The organism is Zavarzinia aquatilis (assembly GCF_003173035.1).
GTDB lineage: Bacteria > Pseudomonadota > Alphaproteobacteria > Zavarziniales > Zavarziniaceae > Zavarzinia > Zavarzinia aquatilis.
The window spans coordinates 335,492-350,003 of the sequence record NZ_QGLE01000002.1; the positions used below are offsets into that span (position 1 = coordinate 335,492).

Consider the following 14,512-nt stretch of genomic DNA (forward strand, 5'->3'; position numbering starts at 1 on the left):
TCAGGAGGCCTTGGCGAGGCCGGCTTCGGCCTTCGCCTTCAAATAAAGGTGCATCTGCTCCGCGACATCGCGGCCGTCGCGGATCGCCCAGACGACGAGCGAGGCGCCGCGCACGATGTCGCCGGCGGCGAAGACACCGTCGAGATTGGTCATCATGGTCTTGAAGTCGACCTTGAGGGTGCCCCAGCGCGACACGCCGAGTTCCGGCGCGCCGAACATCTTCGGCAGCTCTTCGGGATCGAAGCCGAGGGCCTTGATGACGAGATCGGCCGGCATGTTGACCGACGAGCCCTCGATCACCTCGGGCGCCTGACGGCCCGAGCTGTCGGGCAGGCCGAGGCGCATCCGGTGCGCCTTCACCGCCGTCACCTTGTCGTCACCGAGGAAGGCCTGCGGCGCCGACAGCCAGACGAATTCGACGCCCTCTTCCTCGGCGTTCTTCACCTCGCGCATCGAGCCGGGCATGTTTTCCCGGTCGCGGCGATAGAGGCATTTCACCGATTTGGCGCCCTGGCGGACGGCGGTGCGCACGCAGTCCATCGCGGTGTCGCCGCCGCCGATGACGATGATGTCCTTGCCCTTGGCGTTCAGGTCGCCACTCTCGTATTCCGGCACGGTGTCGCCCATGCCGACCTTGTTCGAGGCGGTCAGATAGGTCATGGCCGGCAGCACGCCCTTGAGGCCTGCGCCCGGAACCTGCACGTCGCGCGCCTTGTAGACGCCGGTGGTGATCACCAGCGCATCGTGGCGGGCGCGCAGCTCTTCGAGGCTGGCATCGGTGCCGACGGCGAAGTTGAGGTGGAATTTGATGCCCTGGTCTTCCAGCAGCTTGGCGCGGCGGGTGATCACGCTCTTTTCCAGCTTGAAGCCGGGAATGCCATAGATCAGCAGGCCGCCGACGCGGTCATAGCGGTCGTAGACATGGACTTCATAGCCCTTGGCGCGCAGCTGCTCGGCCGCGGCGAGGCCGGCAGGCCCGGCGCCGATGACGCCGACCGACTGGCCGAGTTCCGTCTTGGGCAGGCGCGGCTTCACCCAGCCGTTTTCCCAGGCGGTATCGGTCAGGAATTTCTCGACCGAGCCGATGGTGACCGAGTTGAAATCCTTCTCGATCACGCAATTGCCTTCGCACAGGCGGTCCTGCGGGCAGATGCGGCCGCAGACTTCCGGCATCGAATTGGTCGCCTGCGACAGCTCGTAAGCCTCCTGCAGGCGGCCTTCGGCGGTCAGCTTCAGCCAGTCGGGAATATTGTTCGAGAGCGGGCAATGCACCTGGCAGAAGGGAATGCCGCACTGCGAGCAGCGCCCGGCCTGATCCTGGGCCGAAGGCTGGACGAAGGTGGCATAGATCTCGCCGAAGTCCTTGATCCGCTCGTCCGCGCTGCGCTTGGGCGGCATTTCCTGCTCGCGCGACACGAACTTCAGCATTTTGTTCTCAGCCATGGGCCACTCCATCACGGCCAGTGTCTCGGCGCGGCCGGTGTCTGGGGCAGACGGGCGCGCCACGGGGCAGTCCGGCGCTGTCGCCCCGGGGTCTAGGGTCTAGATACGCGCAAATTTTCTGATCGCAAAGCGAAAAAATGCAATTAGGGCAGCTTTACTGACCATTTTCCGCCAGGTCGCCTATATTCTTCGCAGGGCAGCACTGAAAATAGGCAAAAATAGGTCCGGTTTGCGAACTATACCGCGGCGCCGCTGCGCCGCGCCATTCCCCGGAGAGTCCGTGACCCGATTGATTTGAAACGAATTTTCGGTGCCCGTCGAGAATGATTCAACGTCGGCGCGTTCGCATCCGCAAAACTCCGCCCCTTACTCCCTGCCCGACAGCAACAGGATGCATCTTGAGTGGGCAGGCACGCCACGGTAGCGTGCGCCGGCAGGGGGAAAATCAATCATGCCGATCGAACAAGACGAAGCCGCGGACGCGCCCGGAAACATCCAGATGGGAAGCGAGGCGCCGGACGCCCCTTATCAGTGGTATCGGTGGGACGGCGCCCCTGGCGTCGACGGACCGTCCCAATGGGTCCTCGGCATCCCTGGCGACGATGGGGAATTCTGGGTCGTATCCTACGCCGAGACCAGCCAATCGAAGGTGTTGGGCACGCGGCTGGCCGACCGCCTGACCAGCGGCGCCGGCGACAACGAGACCTGGGGCAAGGGCGGCGACGATCGGATCGAGGGCCGTGCCGGCCATGACCGACTGAGCGGCGGCGATGGCGACGATGTCGTCATCGGCGGCGACGGCGCCGATCGTCTCGAAGGCGGGCGGGGTAACGACCGGTTGATCGGCGGTGCCGGTCAGGACTTGCTGGTGGGCGATGCCGGCAACGACACCCTCAATGGCGGCACGGGCGACGACGTGATCATCGGCGGCCGGGGCACCGACCGGCTGATCGGTGGGACTGGCGCCGACATCTTCGTGTTTCAGGCCGTCACCGACAGCCGCGCCACCGGCAGCGGCGCCGACCGCATCGTCGACTTCAACCGCGCGGAAGGCGACCGCATCGAGTTGTCCGCCCTCGCCTCGGACCCCGTCAGCTTCATCGGCACGGATCGCTTCAGCGGCACCGGACCCGAAATCGGCTATGCCGTCAGCCGGCACGAAGTCGTGCTCTCCGGCGATTTCGACGGCGACGGCCGCGTCGATTTCACCCTCCGCGTCCACGGGGTCGAGGCGCTCTATGCCACGGACCTCGTCCTCGCCTGAGAGTCAGCGCGCGCCCCTGTCGGACAAAGGCTCCGGCTTTCGCCGGAGCGACGCGTCTGTTTATTCAATCACTTGACCTTCCCTCGGCCCGCAACAGGGGATGGCGCCCGAAGACCGGGATGAGCACGGCGCAGAGGGCGAGCGCGGCAACATAGGCGCCGATCAGGCCGAGGGTTTCGAGGCCGGGCTTCCCCGTCGCGATCAGGCGGAAGGCCGCATGGGCGGCGGCGAAGCCGAGGCCATAGCCGATCAGATTGAAACTCGCGCGCTGCAGGCGTGCCGGCAGGATCAGCAGGGGCGACAGCAGCAGAAAGGCGAGGAAGCCGTATTTGGTCTGAACTGCGACCTCGTCGAAGGGCGTGACCGCATCGAAACCGATGCGCTCGTAACCAGCCTTCGCCCGCGCGCCGCCGAAACAGAGCCGGGCCAGGAACAGGCCGAACATCAGGGCGAGCGCGGCCAGCAGGCGCGGATCGACACCGCCGATGCTTGGCCCTGCCCCTTGTATGAAGGCAAGGGCGAAGAACAGAAGTGTGATGAACAGCGCCGCCGCGAGTTCTGTATATCGCTGCCCGTCGCCGCGCCGCTGCAGGCGCAGCATGACCCGCGTGCGCGCATAGTGACGGATGGTGACGAGATCGAGGACGAGGGCGAAGGCGACGAAGACCGCCGCCACCGGCCAAGGCCAGAGACCGCTCGCGGCGAGCGAGAGGGCGAGCAGGCTCAGGAATGCCCAGGACGCCCCGGCGACGCCTCGCGCCAACAGCCTGCTCATCCGCCCTCCGCCGAAAGCCGGGCGGACGTCGCCCGGGCCTTCAGCACATGGTTGCGGCGCCGGCCACTTTCAACCGGCCGCGCTCAGTTCTCGACCGCGTCGCGGATTTCGTACTGGCCGGCCTTGCGGAAGCGGTGCAGATAGGTCGGCACGATGGCCTCGACCGAGGTCGGCGCGATGCCGAAGGCGGCAAGGCCCGGCGCCCCGGGGGCGACGACATTGTCGACCTCGAGCAGCTTCACCTGGTCGGAGGTGATGGGCGCGCCCGGCAGCCAGCCGATGGCCGCCGCCTGCAGCTTGGCGACGGCAAAGGGAATGGGCAGCAACAGCGCCTTCCGCTCGGTCACCTTGAGCACGATCTCCATCAGCTGGCGGAAGCTGTAGACGGTGGGGCCGCCCAGCTCGTAGGGCTGCGCCGCGGCGCCGACCGTGCCGTTGGCCGCCGCGACCACCGCATCGGCGACATCGCCGACATAGACCGGCTGAAACTTCGTCTCGCCACCGCCGATCAGCGGCAGCACGGGGACATAGCGCGCCATGTTGGCGAAGCGGTTGAAGAACTGGTCCTCCGGCCCGAAGACCAGTGACGGGCGCAGGATCACCGCCTCGGGGAAGGCGGCCTTCACCGCCGCCTCGCCGAGAGCCTTGGACCTGGCGTAATCGGCGCCGGATTTGGCGTCAGCGCCGATGGCCGAGACCTGGACGAAGCGGGAGACGCCGGCTTCCCGGGCCGCGGCGGCGATCCGCTTCGCGCCTTCGGCCTGGATCATCTGGAACTTCTGGCTGCCCGACTCGGAGAGAATGCCGACGAGGTTGATCACCGCCTCGGCACCCTCGACCGCCAGCTTCACCGACGGAGTGTGGCGGACATTGGCCTGGACGATGGCGATCTGGCCGACATCGCCCATGGGGCGCAGGAAGCCCGCTTCCTGCGGCCGGCGCACGGCGACGCGGACGCGAAAGCCCTGCTTCGCCAACCGCTTGACGACATAGCGCCCAACGAACCCCGAACCACCGAATACCGTCACCAGCCTGTCGGCCATGGGAATACCCCGCAAACGCATGAAGCCTGTTGGGCCGCACAATATAGAATCCGATCGCCCGCGCCAATGGCGCCGCATCCGACCTTTGCAGGGGTCGATAGGCTTTGGCATGATGCCCCCGTGCCCCCCTCGCCCCGCCCCATCCTCGAGATCGAGCATCTGTCCAAACGCTTCGGCGCGGTCGAAGCGGTGCGCGACGTCTCCTTTTCCATCGCGGCGGGGGCGATCACCGGCCTCCTCGGCGGCAATGGCGCCGGCAAGACGACCAGCATCGCCATGATTCTCGGCCTCGTGAAGCCAAGCGCGGGCACCATCCGGGTCGATGGGCGGGAGCTGGCGCGGGAGCCGGTCGCGGTCAAGGCGATGATGAATTTCTCCTCGCCCTATGTCGATCTGCCGCATCGCCTGACGGTGACCGAGAACCTGACGGTCTTCGCGCGGCTTTACGGTGTCGCCGCGCCGCGCCGCCGGATCGCGGCGCTGGCTGCCGATCTCGACCTCGAAGGCCTGCTCGACCGGCCGGTCGGGCGCCTGTCGGCCGGACAGAAGACGCGGGTCGCCCTGGCGAAAGCCCTGATCAACGAGCCGAAGCTCCTCCTCCTCGACGAGCCGACGGCGTCGCTCGATCCCGATACCGCCGACTGGGTGCGGCGCTATCTGACCGACTACCAGCGCCGCTCGGGCGCGGCCATCCTGCTCGCCTCCCACAACATGGCCGAGGTCGAGCGCCTGTGCGCCGATGTCGTCATGATGCGGGCCGGGCGCATCGTCGATCACGACACGCCCGCGGGACTGCTCGCCCGCTATGGCCGCGACACGCTGGAAGACGTCTTCCTCGACATCGCCCGCGACCGCCGCAAGGGAAAGCCGTCATGAGCCCGCTGTCGGCCGGGCGGATCGGTGCCCTCATGCTGCGCCACGGGTACCTGCTGCGCTCGTCCTGGCCGCGCCTCCTCGACATGATCTACTGGCCGACGGTGCAGATGCTGACCTGGGGTTTCATCACCCTGTCGCTGCCCCTGCCCGAGGGGGTTGCCGGTCAGGGACTCGGCGTGTTGCTGGGCGCCGCGCTGCTGTGGGACGTGCTGCTGCGCGCCCAGCTCGGCACCTCGATGTCGTTTCTCGAGGAAATGTATGCCCGCAACCTCGGCCATCTGCTGGCCAGCCCCTTGCGCCCGATCGAGCTGCTGATCGCCATCGCCTGCGTCGGCCTGCTGCGCACCCTCGCCGGCATGGTGCCGACCAGCCTGCTGGCGATCTGGTTCTTCGGCTTCTCCGTCTACGACATGGGCCTTGCCCTCGCCGGCTTCTTCGGCGCCCTCGTTTTGATGGGCTGGGCCATCGCCCTGTTCATTTCCGGCCTCGTCATGCGGGTCGGCATGGGGGCCGAGGCGTTGGCCTGGGGCTTCGTCTTCGCCATCGCGCCCTTGTCGGCGGTGTTCTATCCGGTCTCGGTGCTGCCGCCCGCCCTGCAGGTCGTCGCCTGGGGCCTGCCCTCAGCCCATGTCTTCGAGGGGATGCGGCAATTGCTGCTGACCGGCACGGTCGACGGTGCGGCCATCGGTCTCGCCTTTGCGCTCGATGCGCTCTATCTCGCGCTTGGCATCTTCGCTTTCCTGCGATTCCATGATGGCGCGCGCGACAAGGGCCGGTTACTCCAGACAGGCGAATAACGGGAACCCTCGTCCCGATCCCGGCGTTGATCGACCGGGGACGCGAGAGAGAAGGAATGCCAGGATGCACATGATTTCGCGCCGGGACCTGATGGGCGGCGCCATCACCGCCATCGCCCTCGCCGGCACGGGCCGCGCCGCCTTCGCCGCGACCGACCAGCAGGAAATGGTCGACAAGGCCCGCATCACCATCGAAAGCCTGGGCACGGACCCATCTTACGGCGACATGCGCGCCTATCTCGCCCGCTCGGTCGGTTGCCTGATCGTGCCGCAATTGCTGAAGGCTGGCTTCATCATCGGCGGCTCAGGCGGCGATGCCCTGCTCGCCGGCCGGCGCAAGTCGGACGGCAGCTGGTCGGCCCCCGCCTTCTATACGCTGGCCGCCGGCTCGGTCGGTCTGCAGATCGGCGCGCAGGCGTCGGAAGTCGTGCTCGTCATCAACAACGACCGCGGCCTCGAGGCGATCTTCAAGGACGAGATGAAGCTGGGCGCCGATGCCTCCATCGCGGTCGGTCCGGTCGGATCGGGTGTCGAGGCGGCGACGACGACCAATTTCCGCGCCGACATCTATTCCTACGCCAGGGCCAAGGGCCTGTTCGCCGGCGCCTCGCTGGAAGGCGCGGGCATCCTGTCGTCGACGAGCTGGAACAAGGCCTATTACGGGCGGGCGGTGAACCCGCGCGACATCGTGCTGAACCGGATCGTCGACAATGCGGGCGCCAACAGCCTGAAGGCCACGCTTGCCCGCATCGCCAAGGTCTGACGCTGGCCCGATAGAGGCCTCAGCCGAGGGCAGCGGCGGTCACGCCAGCGACGACAAGGGCCAGCAGCCACAGGGCATGGGCCCGGTCAACGAGGACGAGGGCCGCCGCCACCCGCTGCGCCGGCAAGGCGAAACCTCGCCGGCCGAGAGCCGCTGACAGCGCCGCCGCCGCGGGGTTCAGCCCGCGCGGCGGCAGACGGCCGAAACCGATCAGCACCCCGGCGATGAACGAGGCCGGCAGGGTGACGACAGCATGGCAGGCGCGCACCGCCCGGCCGAAGGCGCCATCCCGGTCCGCCTCGACGGCGGCGACCAGCCATTGCCCGGCCTTCAGCAGGAAGAGACCGGGCAGGCCGAGCGCCAGCCAGCCGAGGATCAGGGCGACCGGCCCGTCGGCGAGACGGGTCGCCAGCCGGTCGCAGGCGACGCGGGCGACCTCGCCTGCCCTTGACGGCGCGAGGCCGGCGACGCCGTCGACCGCCCGGCCGGCAGCCGCCCGCGCGCCGTTGAAGCCCATGCCTGCGGCAAGCAGCAACAATTCGGCGAGGCTGACGAATTCAGGCGGCAACAGCGCCGGCAGGGCACGGGCGAGACCGAAGCCCGCGCCGAGGGCGAACAGCGCGACCACGGACCACAGCAGGAATCCCCGCATCTGGCGCGTCGCCGCGGGCCGGTCGGCGCGGTTCAGGCGCCCGACCAGCCCTGTGGCGAGGCGCTGGACGGAGGCCGGCGGCCGGGCGCTGGCGCGGGGCCAGACCCGGTCGACGAACAGGGCCAGCACGGCGGGCGTCACCGGCTGGGCGGCAAGGCCGATCAGAAACGCTTCGAGCACGGGCTGCGCGGTCCCATTCCGACGAGATAGACTGCAGGCGATTAGCCGAATCGCCGGAAGCGCCGTCAAGTGCCACAGCATCCTCCCGCCCGATCATGCGCCGCCTGCTGTTGCTGATGGGTGCACTTCTGCTGCTGGCCGGCCTCGGCTTCGGCGGGCTGTGGCTGGCCCATGTCCGGGGCTGGTTGCCGAAAGGCGACGATCCCTGGGGCCGCCTCGACCTCGCGGCACCGCCAGGCCTGTTCACCGGGCGGCAGTTGCGCGCCCTGATCGACGATCCTCTGGCCTGCGTCGCCGTGCTGAAGGCCGCCCGGATCGACTTCACGGCGATGGCCGACCAGCCGATCAGCGAGGGCTGCGGCTATGCCGACGCGGTCCGGTGGCAGGGCGAAAAGGCGCGCTTTCGCGAGCCGCTGGCGCTGACCTGCACCATGGCCGCGGGCCTTGTCCTGTTCGAGCGGCAGGTGCTGCAGCCGGCGGCGACCGCCATGCTGGGCAGCCCGGTGACCCGGATCGAGGATTACGGCACCTACAATTGCCGCAACATCGGCCGCGAGGAGAGCCGGCGGCGCAGCGAGCACGCCAAGGCGAACGCCATCGACCTCGCCGGATTCACGCTGGCCAACGGGCACCGCATCACCGTCGCCCACGACTGGGGCCGCAAGACGCCGGAAGGCCGCCTTCTGGCCCGGCTGCGCGACGGCGCCTGCGGCCTGTTCAAGGTCGTGCTCGGCCCCGACTTCAACGCCGATCACCGCGATCACTTCCACATCGACATGGGGCCTTTCGAGGCCTGCCGCTAACGGCTAGGCTGCGCGATCCCTTTGCCGAGTTGCCGTCTTGCGCCCAGTCCTTCGTCTCGTTCCCGTCCTGGTCGCGCTGCTGTGCGCCGCCGGCTGCGCCCGCCAGACCCCGCGCGCCGCTGCCCCGGCACCCGACCGGACGGCGCCCGCGCGCGCGGCCTTCGGCGATCACATGGAAAAATATCAGGGCCAGCCCCTCACCGCCCTGATCAGGGACTTCGGCCCACCCAGCCGCCAGCGTCCGGCGTCCGACGGCGGCACCATCGCCGTCTGGTCGCGCAAGGGCGAGACAACGGTCGACGGCAAGACCTTCGCCCAGGATTGCGAGGTTACCGCCTTCGTCGATCCCGCCGGCACCGTCTCGGGCATCTTCGGCGGCGGCAACATCGTTTATTGCGCCAAGGAATTCGTGCCGCCGACCGCCGTCCGCGATTCGGCGGGCGAGCTGTTCTCGGGTCCGCAGGCAAGCCCGCCCGGCGCGGCCTTGCCGCCGCCCGGTTTCTGATCCGCTGTTATTCGGCGGGCGGGGTCTGCAAGGGGGCGGCGTCGAGCGGCTGGGCGCCGATGCGGGTCGCGATCCGGGCAAGGACAAGGGCGCGCAGGGTCGGCTCGGACAGGCCTCGGGCCGCTTCCAGCCCGGCGACCGCATTGCCGGCCGCGAGCTGCGCCAGGGCGAGATTGGCCGTGCCGATCTCGCGGTTCTCGGTGCTCTGCACCTCGGCGACGGCGCGTTGCACCGCCTCGACATTGCCGCTGTCGGCGAAAATGCCGGCGAGTTCCAGCGCCACATCCTCGCGCTCCGGTGATTCGGTCATGCGACCGAGAGCATCGAAGGCGCCGTTCACATCGCCGTTGCGCGCCAGCCGCTCGGCCACGGCGCCAGTGGCCGATTGCCGGGCCTGCTGTCCGGCGATGGCCTCGGCGGCGGCGGCGGCAACCTGAACATTGGCCGCCTCGGCCGCGCCATTGACGATATATTGCAGCGCCGCGTCTCGAATCTGGCCATCCTGAATTTCGCCCGCGATGGCCTGCGCCTCGGCGAGACGGCCGGCATCGACGAGGGCGGCGACGGCACCGCGCAGCGCGATGTCGCGCACGACGATATCGGGCAGGGCGCGGGCGAATTCGATGCCGAAACCCGTCAGGTTGCCGGCGATGGCCGCGCCGGGGACATAGCCCTGAATCTCGCCCAGGGTCTCGGGCGTCAGGCCCCGCACCGCCTCGACAGCGCCGGCGAAGGCCTGACGAGCCCGCTCGCCGTCGCCGGCCAGACCGAGCGCGGTGCCGAGGTCGAGCAGGACGAATGCCTGTTCGCGGGCATCGGGCGCATCGCCCAGATGCTCCAGCGCGCGGTCGGCGGCGGCGACGGCGCCCGCCGTCTCCCCTGCGCGGGCAAAGCCGAGGGCGGCATTGCGCAACACCTGAAGCCGGCGCGCGGAATCGGGGATACTGTCGGCAATGGCGAGGGCGCGCGGCACGTCGTACATGCCGACGGCGGCCTGCGCCGCGCTCTGCCGCAAGCGGCCGAGCAAGCCCGGGTCGCTGACCTGCGCCAGCACAGCCATCGCATCGTCGAGAATGCGGCCCGCCGCCGGGTCCTGGCGCGCGGCCATCGCCCGGGCGACATCGACGAGGGCACGGAAACGCTGTTCGGTATCGTCGACCGCGCGGGCGAGGCCAATGCCGACCGAGACCGAGCCCTGACGCACCAGGGCGGCGGCGACCGCCGCCGTCGCATCGCGCTGACCATCGACATCGGACAGGCGGCCGACGAGAGCCATCGCGCGTTCCGCCTCGCCGGCCGCGGCGGCGATGATGGCGGATTGAGACAGGGCATCGTCCCGCACCGAGACATCGGCGATATCGGCGAGGATGCGGTCGACCGCGCCCCAGTCGCCAGCCTTGGCCCGTTCCTCGGCGATGGAGGAAACGACCATGCCGCGCTCGTTACCGTCGGGGATCTGGTTCGCGCTGGCGAGGGCGGCGTTGATCAGGTCATCGGACGAGATCGCCGCCTGCGCCGGGCCGGCCCCGATGGACAGCCACAAGCCGGCGAGGCCCATGGTACTGGCAAGGAGACGGCGAACCACCGAGGGATAGAGCTTGGAAAACATGAGGATACGGTACCGCTGGACCGGAGTCGAATTCGGGGCGCCATCATGCCCATTGCCCCGGCGCTTGACCAGAGGGGCCAATGGGGGATTTCAAACCGCTGGAAATAGGCTCGAATTATCTGTGGGAACCGGTCTAGTCTTGACGGTGGCGGGGGGCGCGCCGCGGCGGTTTGCCGACCCGCATCAAACACGGAGGCATTCATGAACCTGCGATCCGGCACTTTGCGAACGAAGGCGCGGCGCCTGGCCCTGGCCACGGCGGCGGCGACCACGCTTCTCGCCGGCCTCGGCGGCCCGGCCTTTGCTGCCAAGACTCTGGTCTATTGCTCCGAAGGCAGCCCCGAGAATTTCAATCCGCAGCTGAACACGACGGGTACATCCTTCGATGCCGCCCGCCCCGTTTACGACCGTCTGGTCGATTTCGTGCCCGGCACGACGCAGACGCGGCCCGGTCTCGCCGAATCCTGGACCGTTTCCGAAGACGGCCTGACCTATGAGTTCAAGCTGCGCCGCGGCGTGAAATTCCACACGAGCAAGACCTTCACGCCGACCCGCGACTTCAACGCCGACGACGTGCTGTTCTCGTTCAATCGCATGTGGAAGAACGACAGCCCCTACCACGGCGTCTCCGGCGGGGCTTACGACTACTTCGGCGACATGGGCATGAACGAGATGCTGAAGTCGATCGACAAGGTCGACGACTACACCGTCCGCTTCGTGCTGACCGCGCCCAACGCGCCCTTCATCGCCAATCTGGCGATGGATTTCGCCACCATCCTGTCGGCCGAATATGCCGATGCCATGCTGAAGGCGGGCACGCCCGAAAAGGTCGATCAGGAGCCGATCGGCACCGGCGCCTTCACCTTCGTGCAGTACCAGAAGGATGCGATCATCCGCTTCAAGGCGTTCGACGCCTATTGGGCGGGCAAGCCGAAGCTGGACAATCTCGTCTTCGCGATCACCACCGACGCCTCGACCCGCTGGGCCAAGCTGAAGGCCGGCGAGTGCCAGGTCGCGCCCTATCCCAACCCTCAGGACATCGAAGTGATGAAGGCGACGCCGGGCGTCGTCCTGATGCAGCAGCCGGGGCTCAATGTCGGCTATCTCGCCTTCAACACGCAGAAAGCCCCCTTCGACAACAAGCTGGTGCGCCAGGCCCTGTCGATGGCGATCGACAAGGCGGCGATCATCAAGGCGGTTTACGGCGCCGCGGGCCAGCCGGCGGTGAACCCGATCCCGCCCACCATCTGGTCCTACAACAAGGACATCACCGATTACCCCTATGACCCGGAAAAGGCCAAGGCCCTGCTGGCCCAGGCCCAGGTCACGCTGCCGCTCGAGACCGATATCTGGGCGATGCCGGTGCAGCGCCCCTATAATCCGGACGCCAAGAAGGTCGCCGAACTGATCCAGGCGGATCTCGCCGCGGTCGGCTTCAAGGCCAAGATCGTCACCTATGAATGGGGCGAATATCGCAAGCGCTGCCAGAACGGCGAGCACCAGATGTGCCAGCTGGGCTGGACCGGCGACAACGGCGACCCGGACAATTTCCTCTACACGCTGCTCGGCTGCGACGCGGCGCGTCCCGGCGGCGGCAATCTCGCCAAATGGTGCAACAAGGAGTTCGACGACCTGGTGCGCAAGGCCCAGCAGGTCCCGGACATGGCCGAGCGCACCAAGCTCTACGAACAGGCCCAGGTCATCTTCCACGAGGAAGCGCCGTGGTTCGTCATCGCCCATTCGCTGGTTTCGGAGCCGGTGAGCGACAAGGTGGTGAACTACAAGCTCAGCCCCCTCGGCAGCCATGAGTTCAAGGAAGTCGACCTGAAGTAGGAATGGGGGCGCCGCCCACTCCGGCGGCGCCCTGTCCACCGCTCGCGGAAGGGCCTGAATGCTCCGCTACATCGCCTCGCGCCTGCTGGTGCTCGTCCCGACCGTGCTCGGGATCGTGCTTCTCGCCTTCTTTCTGGTCCGCCAGCTTCACGGCGATGCCGTCGAGGCCCGTTCGGGCGAGCGCGGCATCACCGCCGAGCAACTGGCGGAGCGGCGCCACGCCCTCGGTCTCGACCGCCCGCTCTACGAACAGTTCGGCGCCTATCTTGGCCAGTTGATGCAGGGTGACCTCGGGAAATCCTATGTCACCCAGCGCCCGGTGATCGACGAGTTCCTCGAACTCTTCCCGGCGACCATCGAACTCTCCATCGTCGCCATGATCTTCGCCGTCGTCATCGGCCTGCCGGCGGGCATATTGGCGGCGCTGACGCGGGGCAGCGTCCTCGACCACGGAGTGATGGGGGCCGCCCTCGCCGGCTATTCCATGCCCATCTTCTGGTGGGCGATCCTGCTCATCGTGCTGTTTTCCAACATTCTTGGCCTGACCCCCGTCTCGGGCCGGCTCGACGTGCTTTATTACATCGAGCCGACGACGGGTTTCATGCTGATCGACACGCTGTTGTCGGACGAGCCGGAATCCTTCTGGTCGGCGCTGCGCCACCTGATCCTGCCTTCCGTTGTGCTCGGCACCATTCCCCTCGCCGTGATCGCCCGCATGACCCGTTCGGCCATGCTGGAGGTATTGGGCGAGGATTACATCCGCACCGCGCGGGCCAAGGGCCTGTCGCCGTTTCGCGTGGTCTGGGTCCATGCCCTGCGCAACGCCCTCATCCCCGTGATCACGGTGATCGGGCTGCAGGTCGGCACGCTGCTGGCGGGGGCCGTGCTGACCGAGACGATCTTTTCCTGGCCCGGGGTCGGCAAATGGCTGATCGACGCCATCGGCCGGCGCGACTTCCCCGCGGTGCAGGGCGGCATATTGCTGATCGCCGTCACCATCATCGCCGTCAATCTGGCCGTCGACCTGCTCTATGGCCTGATCAACCCGCGCATCCGGCACCAGAAATGACCACGACGACCGACAGTGCCGGGACCGGCCACCACCCCTCCCCCCTCGCCGCCTTCTGGCGCGATTTCCGCCGCAACAGGGGCGCCCTCGGCGGCCTCGTCTTCATCGTGATCGTCGCCCTCGCCGCGCTGCTCGCGCCCGTGGTCGCGCCCCATCTGCCGGATGTGCAGGACCGCAATGCCTTTCTGGTGCCGCCGGTCTGGGTCGCGGGCGGCGACTGGCGTTACATCCTCGGCACCGATGACGTCGGCCGCGACATCCTCTCGCGCATCATCTGGGGCGCGCGGCTGTCGCTGTCGATCGGGGCGATCGTCGTCACCCTGTCGCTCGCCATCGGCGTGCTGCTCGGATTGCTCGCCGGCTTTCTCGGCGGCCTGTTCGATCAGGGCATCATGCGCCTGATGGATGTGCTGATGGCGTTGCCCAGCCTTTTGCTCGCCGTCGCCATCGTCGCCGTGCTCGGCCCGTCGCTGGCCAATGCCATGATCGCCATCGCCATCGTCGTGCTGCCGCATTACGTGCGCCTGACAAGGGCGACGGTGCTGACCGAGCTCGCCAAGGATTACGTCACCGCGAGCCGCATCGCCGGCGCCGGCCTGTGGCGCATGATGGTCATCGTCGTGCTGCCCAATTGCCTCGCACCGCTGATCGTGCAGGCCAGCCTCGGCTTTTCCTCGGCCATTCTCGATGCCGCCGCCCTCGGTTTCCTCGGTCTCGGCGCCCAGCCGCCGACGCCGGAATGGGGCACCATGCTGGCCGATGCCAAGAAATTCGTGCAGTCCGGGCAATGGTGGGTCGTCACCTTCCCCGGGCTCGCCATCCTGCTGACCGTGCTCGCCTTCAACCTGCTGGGCGATGGCCTGCGCGATGCCCTCGATCCCAAGCTGAAGGAGCGATGAG

14 protein-coding genes are annotated in these 14,512 nt (G+C 68.0%); 9 read left to right on the top strand and 5 right to left on the bottom strand.

Annotated features, from left to right (window positions below):
- The gene (locus DKG74_RS05040) at window positions 1-1,443 is read right to left on the bottom strand and encodes an NAD(P)-dependent oxidoreductase (protein ID WP_109903271.1); all 1,443 of its coding nucleotides are present in this window, start codon (window positions 1,441-1,443) and stop codon (window positions 1-3) included.
- Window positions 1,444-1,894: 451 nt separating this feature from the next.
- Here DKG74_RS05040 and DKG74_RS05045 point away from each other — a divergent pair, with 451 nt between their 5' ends.
- Window positions 1,895-2,707 (top strand): calcium-binding protein, encoded by an 813-nt coding sequence (locus DKG74_RS05045; protein ID WP_109903273.1) that lies wholly within the window; start codon window positions 1,895-1,897, stop codon window positions 2,705-2,707.
- Between the two features lie 64 nt (window positions 2,708-2,771).
- On the opposite strand, the gene DKG74_RS05050 is transcribed toward DKG74_RS05045, so the two are convergent.
- Window positions 2,772-3,482, bottom strand: a complete 711-nt coding sequence (locus tag DKG74_RS05050) for a hypothetical protein (protein ID WP_109903275.1) — start codon at window positions 3,480-3,482, stop codon at window positions 2,772-2,774.
- 83 nt (window positions 3,483-3,565) lie between these two features.
- Window positions 3,566-4,525, bottom strand: a complete 960-nt coding sequence (locus DKG74_RS05055; RefSeq protein WP_109903277.1) for a complex I NDUFA9 subunit family protein — start codon at window positions 4,523-4,525, stop codon at window positions 3,566-3,568.
- 66 nt (window positions 4,526-4,591) lie between these two features.
- On the opposite strand from DKG74_RS05055, the gene DKG74_RS05060 reads away from it, so the two are divergent.
- From DKG74_RS05060 to DKG74_RS05070, 3 genes are all read left to right on the top strand, one after another.
- Window positions 4,592-5,401: an ABC transporter ATP-binding protein gene (locus DKG74_RS05060; protein ID WP_109903279.1), complete on the top strand. Its 810-nt coding sequence runs from the start codon at window positions 4,592-4,594 to the stop codon at window positions 5,399-5,401.
- Window positions 5,398-6,198, top strand: a complete 801-nt coding sequence (locus DKG74_RS05065) for an ABC transporter permease (RefSeq protein WP_109903281.1) — start codon at window positions 5,398-5,400, stop codon at window positions 6,196-6,198. The genes DKG74_RS05060 and DKG74_RS05065 overlap by 4 nt, the downstream gene beginning before the upstream one ends.
- A 64-nt stretch (window positions 6,199-6,262) precedes the next feature.
- Window positions 6,263-6,961, top strand: coding sequence for a lipid-binding SYLF domain-containing protein (locus tag DKG74_RS05070; protein ID WP_133251507.1), 699 nt, complete (start codon window positions 6,263-6,265; stop codon window positions 6,959-6,961).
- Between the two features lie 19 nt (window positions 6,962-6,980).
- On the opposite strand, the gene DKG74_RS05075 is transcribed toward DKG74_RS05070, so the two are convergent.
- Window positions 6,981-7,793: a hypothetical protein gene (locus DKG74_RS05075; protein ID WP_109903283.1), complete on the bottom strand. Its 813-nt coding sequence runs from the start codon at window positions 7,791-7,793 to the stop codon at window positions 6,981-6,983.
- A gap of 116 nt (window positions 7,794-7,909) precedes the next feature.
- On the opposite strand from DKG74_RS05075, the gene DKG74_RS05080 reads away from it, so the two are divergent.
- A complete protein-coding gene (locus tag DKG74_RS05080; RefSeq protein ID WP_165837537.1) occupies window positions 7,910-8,596 on the top strand; it encodes an extensin-like domain-containing protein in 687 nt (228 codons plus the stop codon).
- Window positions 8,597-8,633: 37 nt separating this feature from the next.
- Window positions 8,634-9,101 carry a hypothetical protein gene (locus DKG74_RS05085; protein ID WP_109903287.1) on the top strand — a complete coding sequence of 156 codons (468 nt, stop codon included), beginning with the start codon at window positions 8,634-8,636 and terminating at the stop codon, window positions 9,099-9,101.
- A gap of 7 nt (window positions 9,102-9,108) precedes the next feature.
- Here DKG74_RS05085 and DKG74_RS05090 read toward each other — a convergent pair whose 3' ends face one another.
- A complete protein-coding gene (locus tag DKG74_RS05090) occupies window positions 9,109-10,710 on the bottom strand; it encodes a hypothetical protein (protein ID WP_109903289.1) in 1,602 nt (533 codons plus the stop codon).
- A gap of 201 nt (window positions 10,711-10,911) precedes the next feature.
- Between DKG74_RS05090 and DKG74_RS05095 the strand changes: the two genes are divergently transcribed.
- Genes DKG74_RS05095 through DKG74_RS05105 form a run of 3 tightly spaced genes read left to right on the top strand, consistent with a single transcriptional unit; the run spans window position 10,912 to window position 14,511 of the window.
- Window positions 10,912-12,543 carry an ABC transporter substrate-binding protein gene (locus DKG74_RS05095; RefSeq protein ID WP_109903291.1) on the top strand — a complete coding sequence of 544 codons (1,632 nt, stop codon included), beginning with the start codon at window positions 10,912-10,914 and terminating at the stop codon, window positions 12,541-12,543.
- A gap of 58 nt (window positions 12,544-12,601) precedes the next feature.
- Window positions 12,602-13,612 carry an ABC transporter permease subunit gene (locus tag DKG74_RS05100; protein ID WP_109903293.1) on the top strand — a complete coding sequence of 337 codons (1,011 nt, stop codon included), beginning with the start codon at window positions 12,602-12,604 and terminating at the stop codon, window positions 13,610-13,612.
- Window positions 13,609-14,511 (top strand): ABC transporter permease subunit, encoded by a 903-nt coding sequence (locus DKG74_RS05105; protein ID WP_109903295.1) that lies wholly within the window; start codon window positions 13,609-13,611, stop codon window positions 14,509-14,511. Before DKG74_RS05100 ends, DKG74_RS05105 begins: the two co-directional genes overlap by 4 nt.
- Window position 14,512 lies beyond the last annotated feature (1 nt).

Excerpts from the sequence above, each read along its gene's own strand:
- DKG74_RS05040 (WP_109903271.1), bottom strand. The coding sequence starts at position 1,443 with ATGGCTGAGAACAAAATGCTGAAGTTCGTGTCGCGCGAGCAGGAAATG.
- DKG74_RS05045 (WP_109903273.1), top strand. The coding sequence starts at position 1,895 with ATGCCGATCGAACAAGACGAAGCCGCGGACGCGCCCGGAAACATCCAG.
- DKG74_RS05050 (WP_109903275.1), bottom strand. The coding sequence starts at position 3,482 with ATGAGCAGGCTGTTGGCGCGAGGCGTCGCCGGGGCGTCCTGGGCATTC.
- DKG74_RS05055 (WP_109903277.1), bottom strand. The coding sequence starts at position 4,525 with ATGGCCGACAGGCTGGTGACGGTATTCGGTGGTTCGGGGTTCGTTGGG.
- DKG74_RS05060 (WP_109903279.1), top strand. The coding sequence starts at position 4,592 with ATGGCGCCGCATCCGACCTTTGCAGGGGTCGATAGGCTTTGGCATGAT.
- DKG74_RS05065 (WP_109903281.1), top strand. The coding sequence starts at position 5,398 with ATGAGCCCGCTGTCGGCCGGGCGGATCGGTGCCCTCATGCTGCGCCAC.
- DKG74_RS05070 (WP_133251507.1), top strand. The coding sequence starts at position 6,263 with ATGCACATGATTTCGCGCCGGGACCTGATGGGCGGCGCCATCACCGCC.
- DKG74_RS05080 (WP_165837537.1), top strand. The coding sequence starts at position 7,910 with ATGGGTGCACTTCTGCTGCTGGCCGGCCTCGGCTTCGGCGGGCTGTGG.
- DKG74_RS05090 (WP_109903289.1), bottom strand. The coding sequence starts at position 10,710 with ATGTTTTCCAAGCTCTATCCCTCGGTGGTTCGCCGTCTCCTTGCCAGT.
- DKG74_RS05095 (WP_109903291.1), top strand. The coding sequence starts at position 10,912 with ATGAACCTGCGATCCGGCACTTTGCGAACGAAGGCGCGGCGCCTGGCC.
- DKG74_RS05100 (WP_109903293.1), top strand. The coding sequence starts at position 12,602 with ATGCTCCGCTACATCGCCTCGCGCCTGCTGGTGCTCGTCCCGACCGTG.
- DKG74_RS05105 (WP_109903295.1), top strand. The coding sequence starts at position 13,609 with ATGACCACGACGACCGACAGTGCCGGGACCGGCCACCACCCCTCCCCC.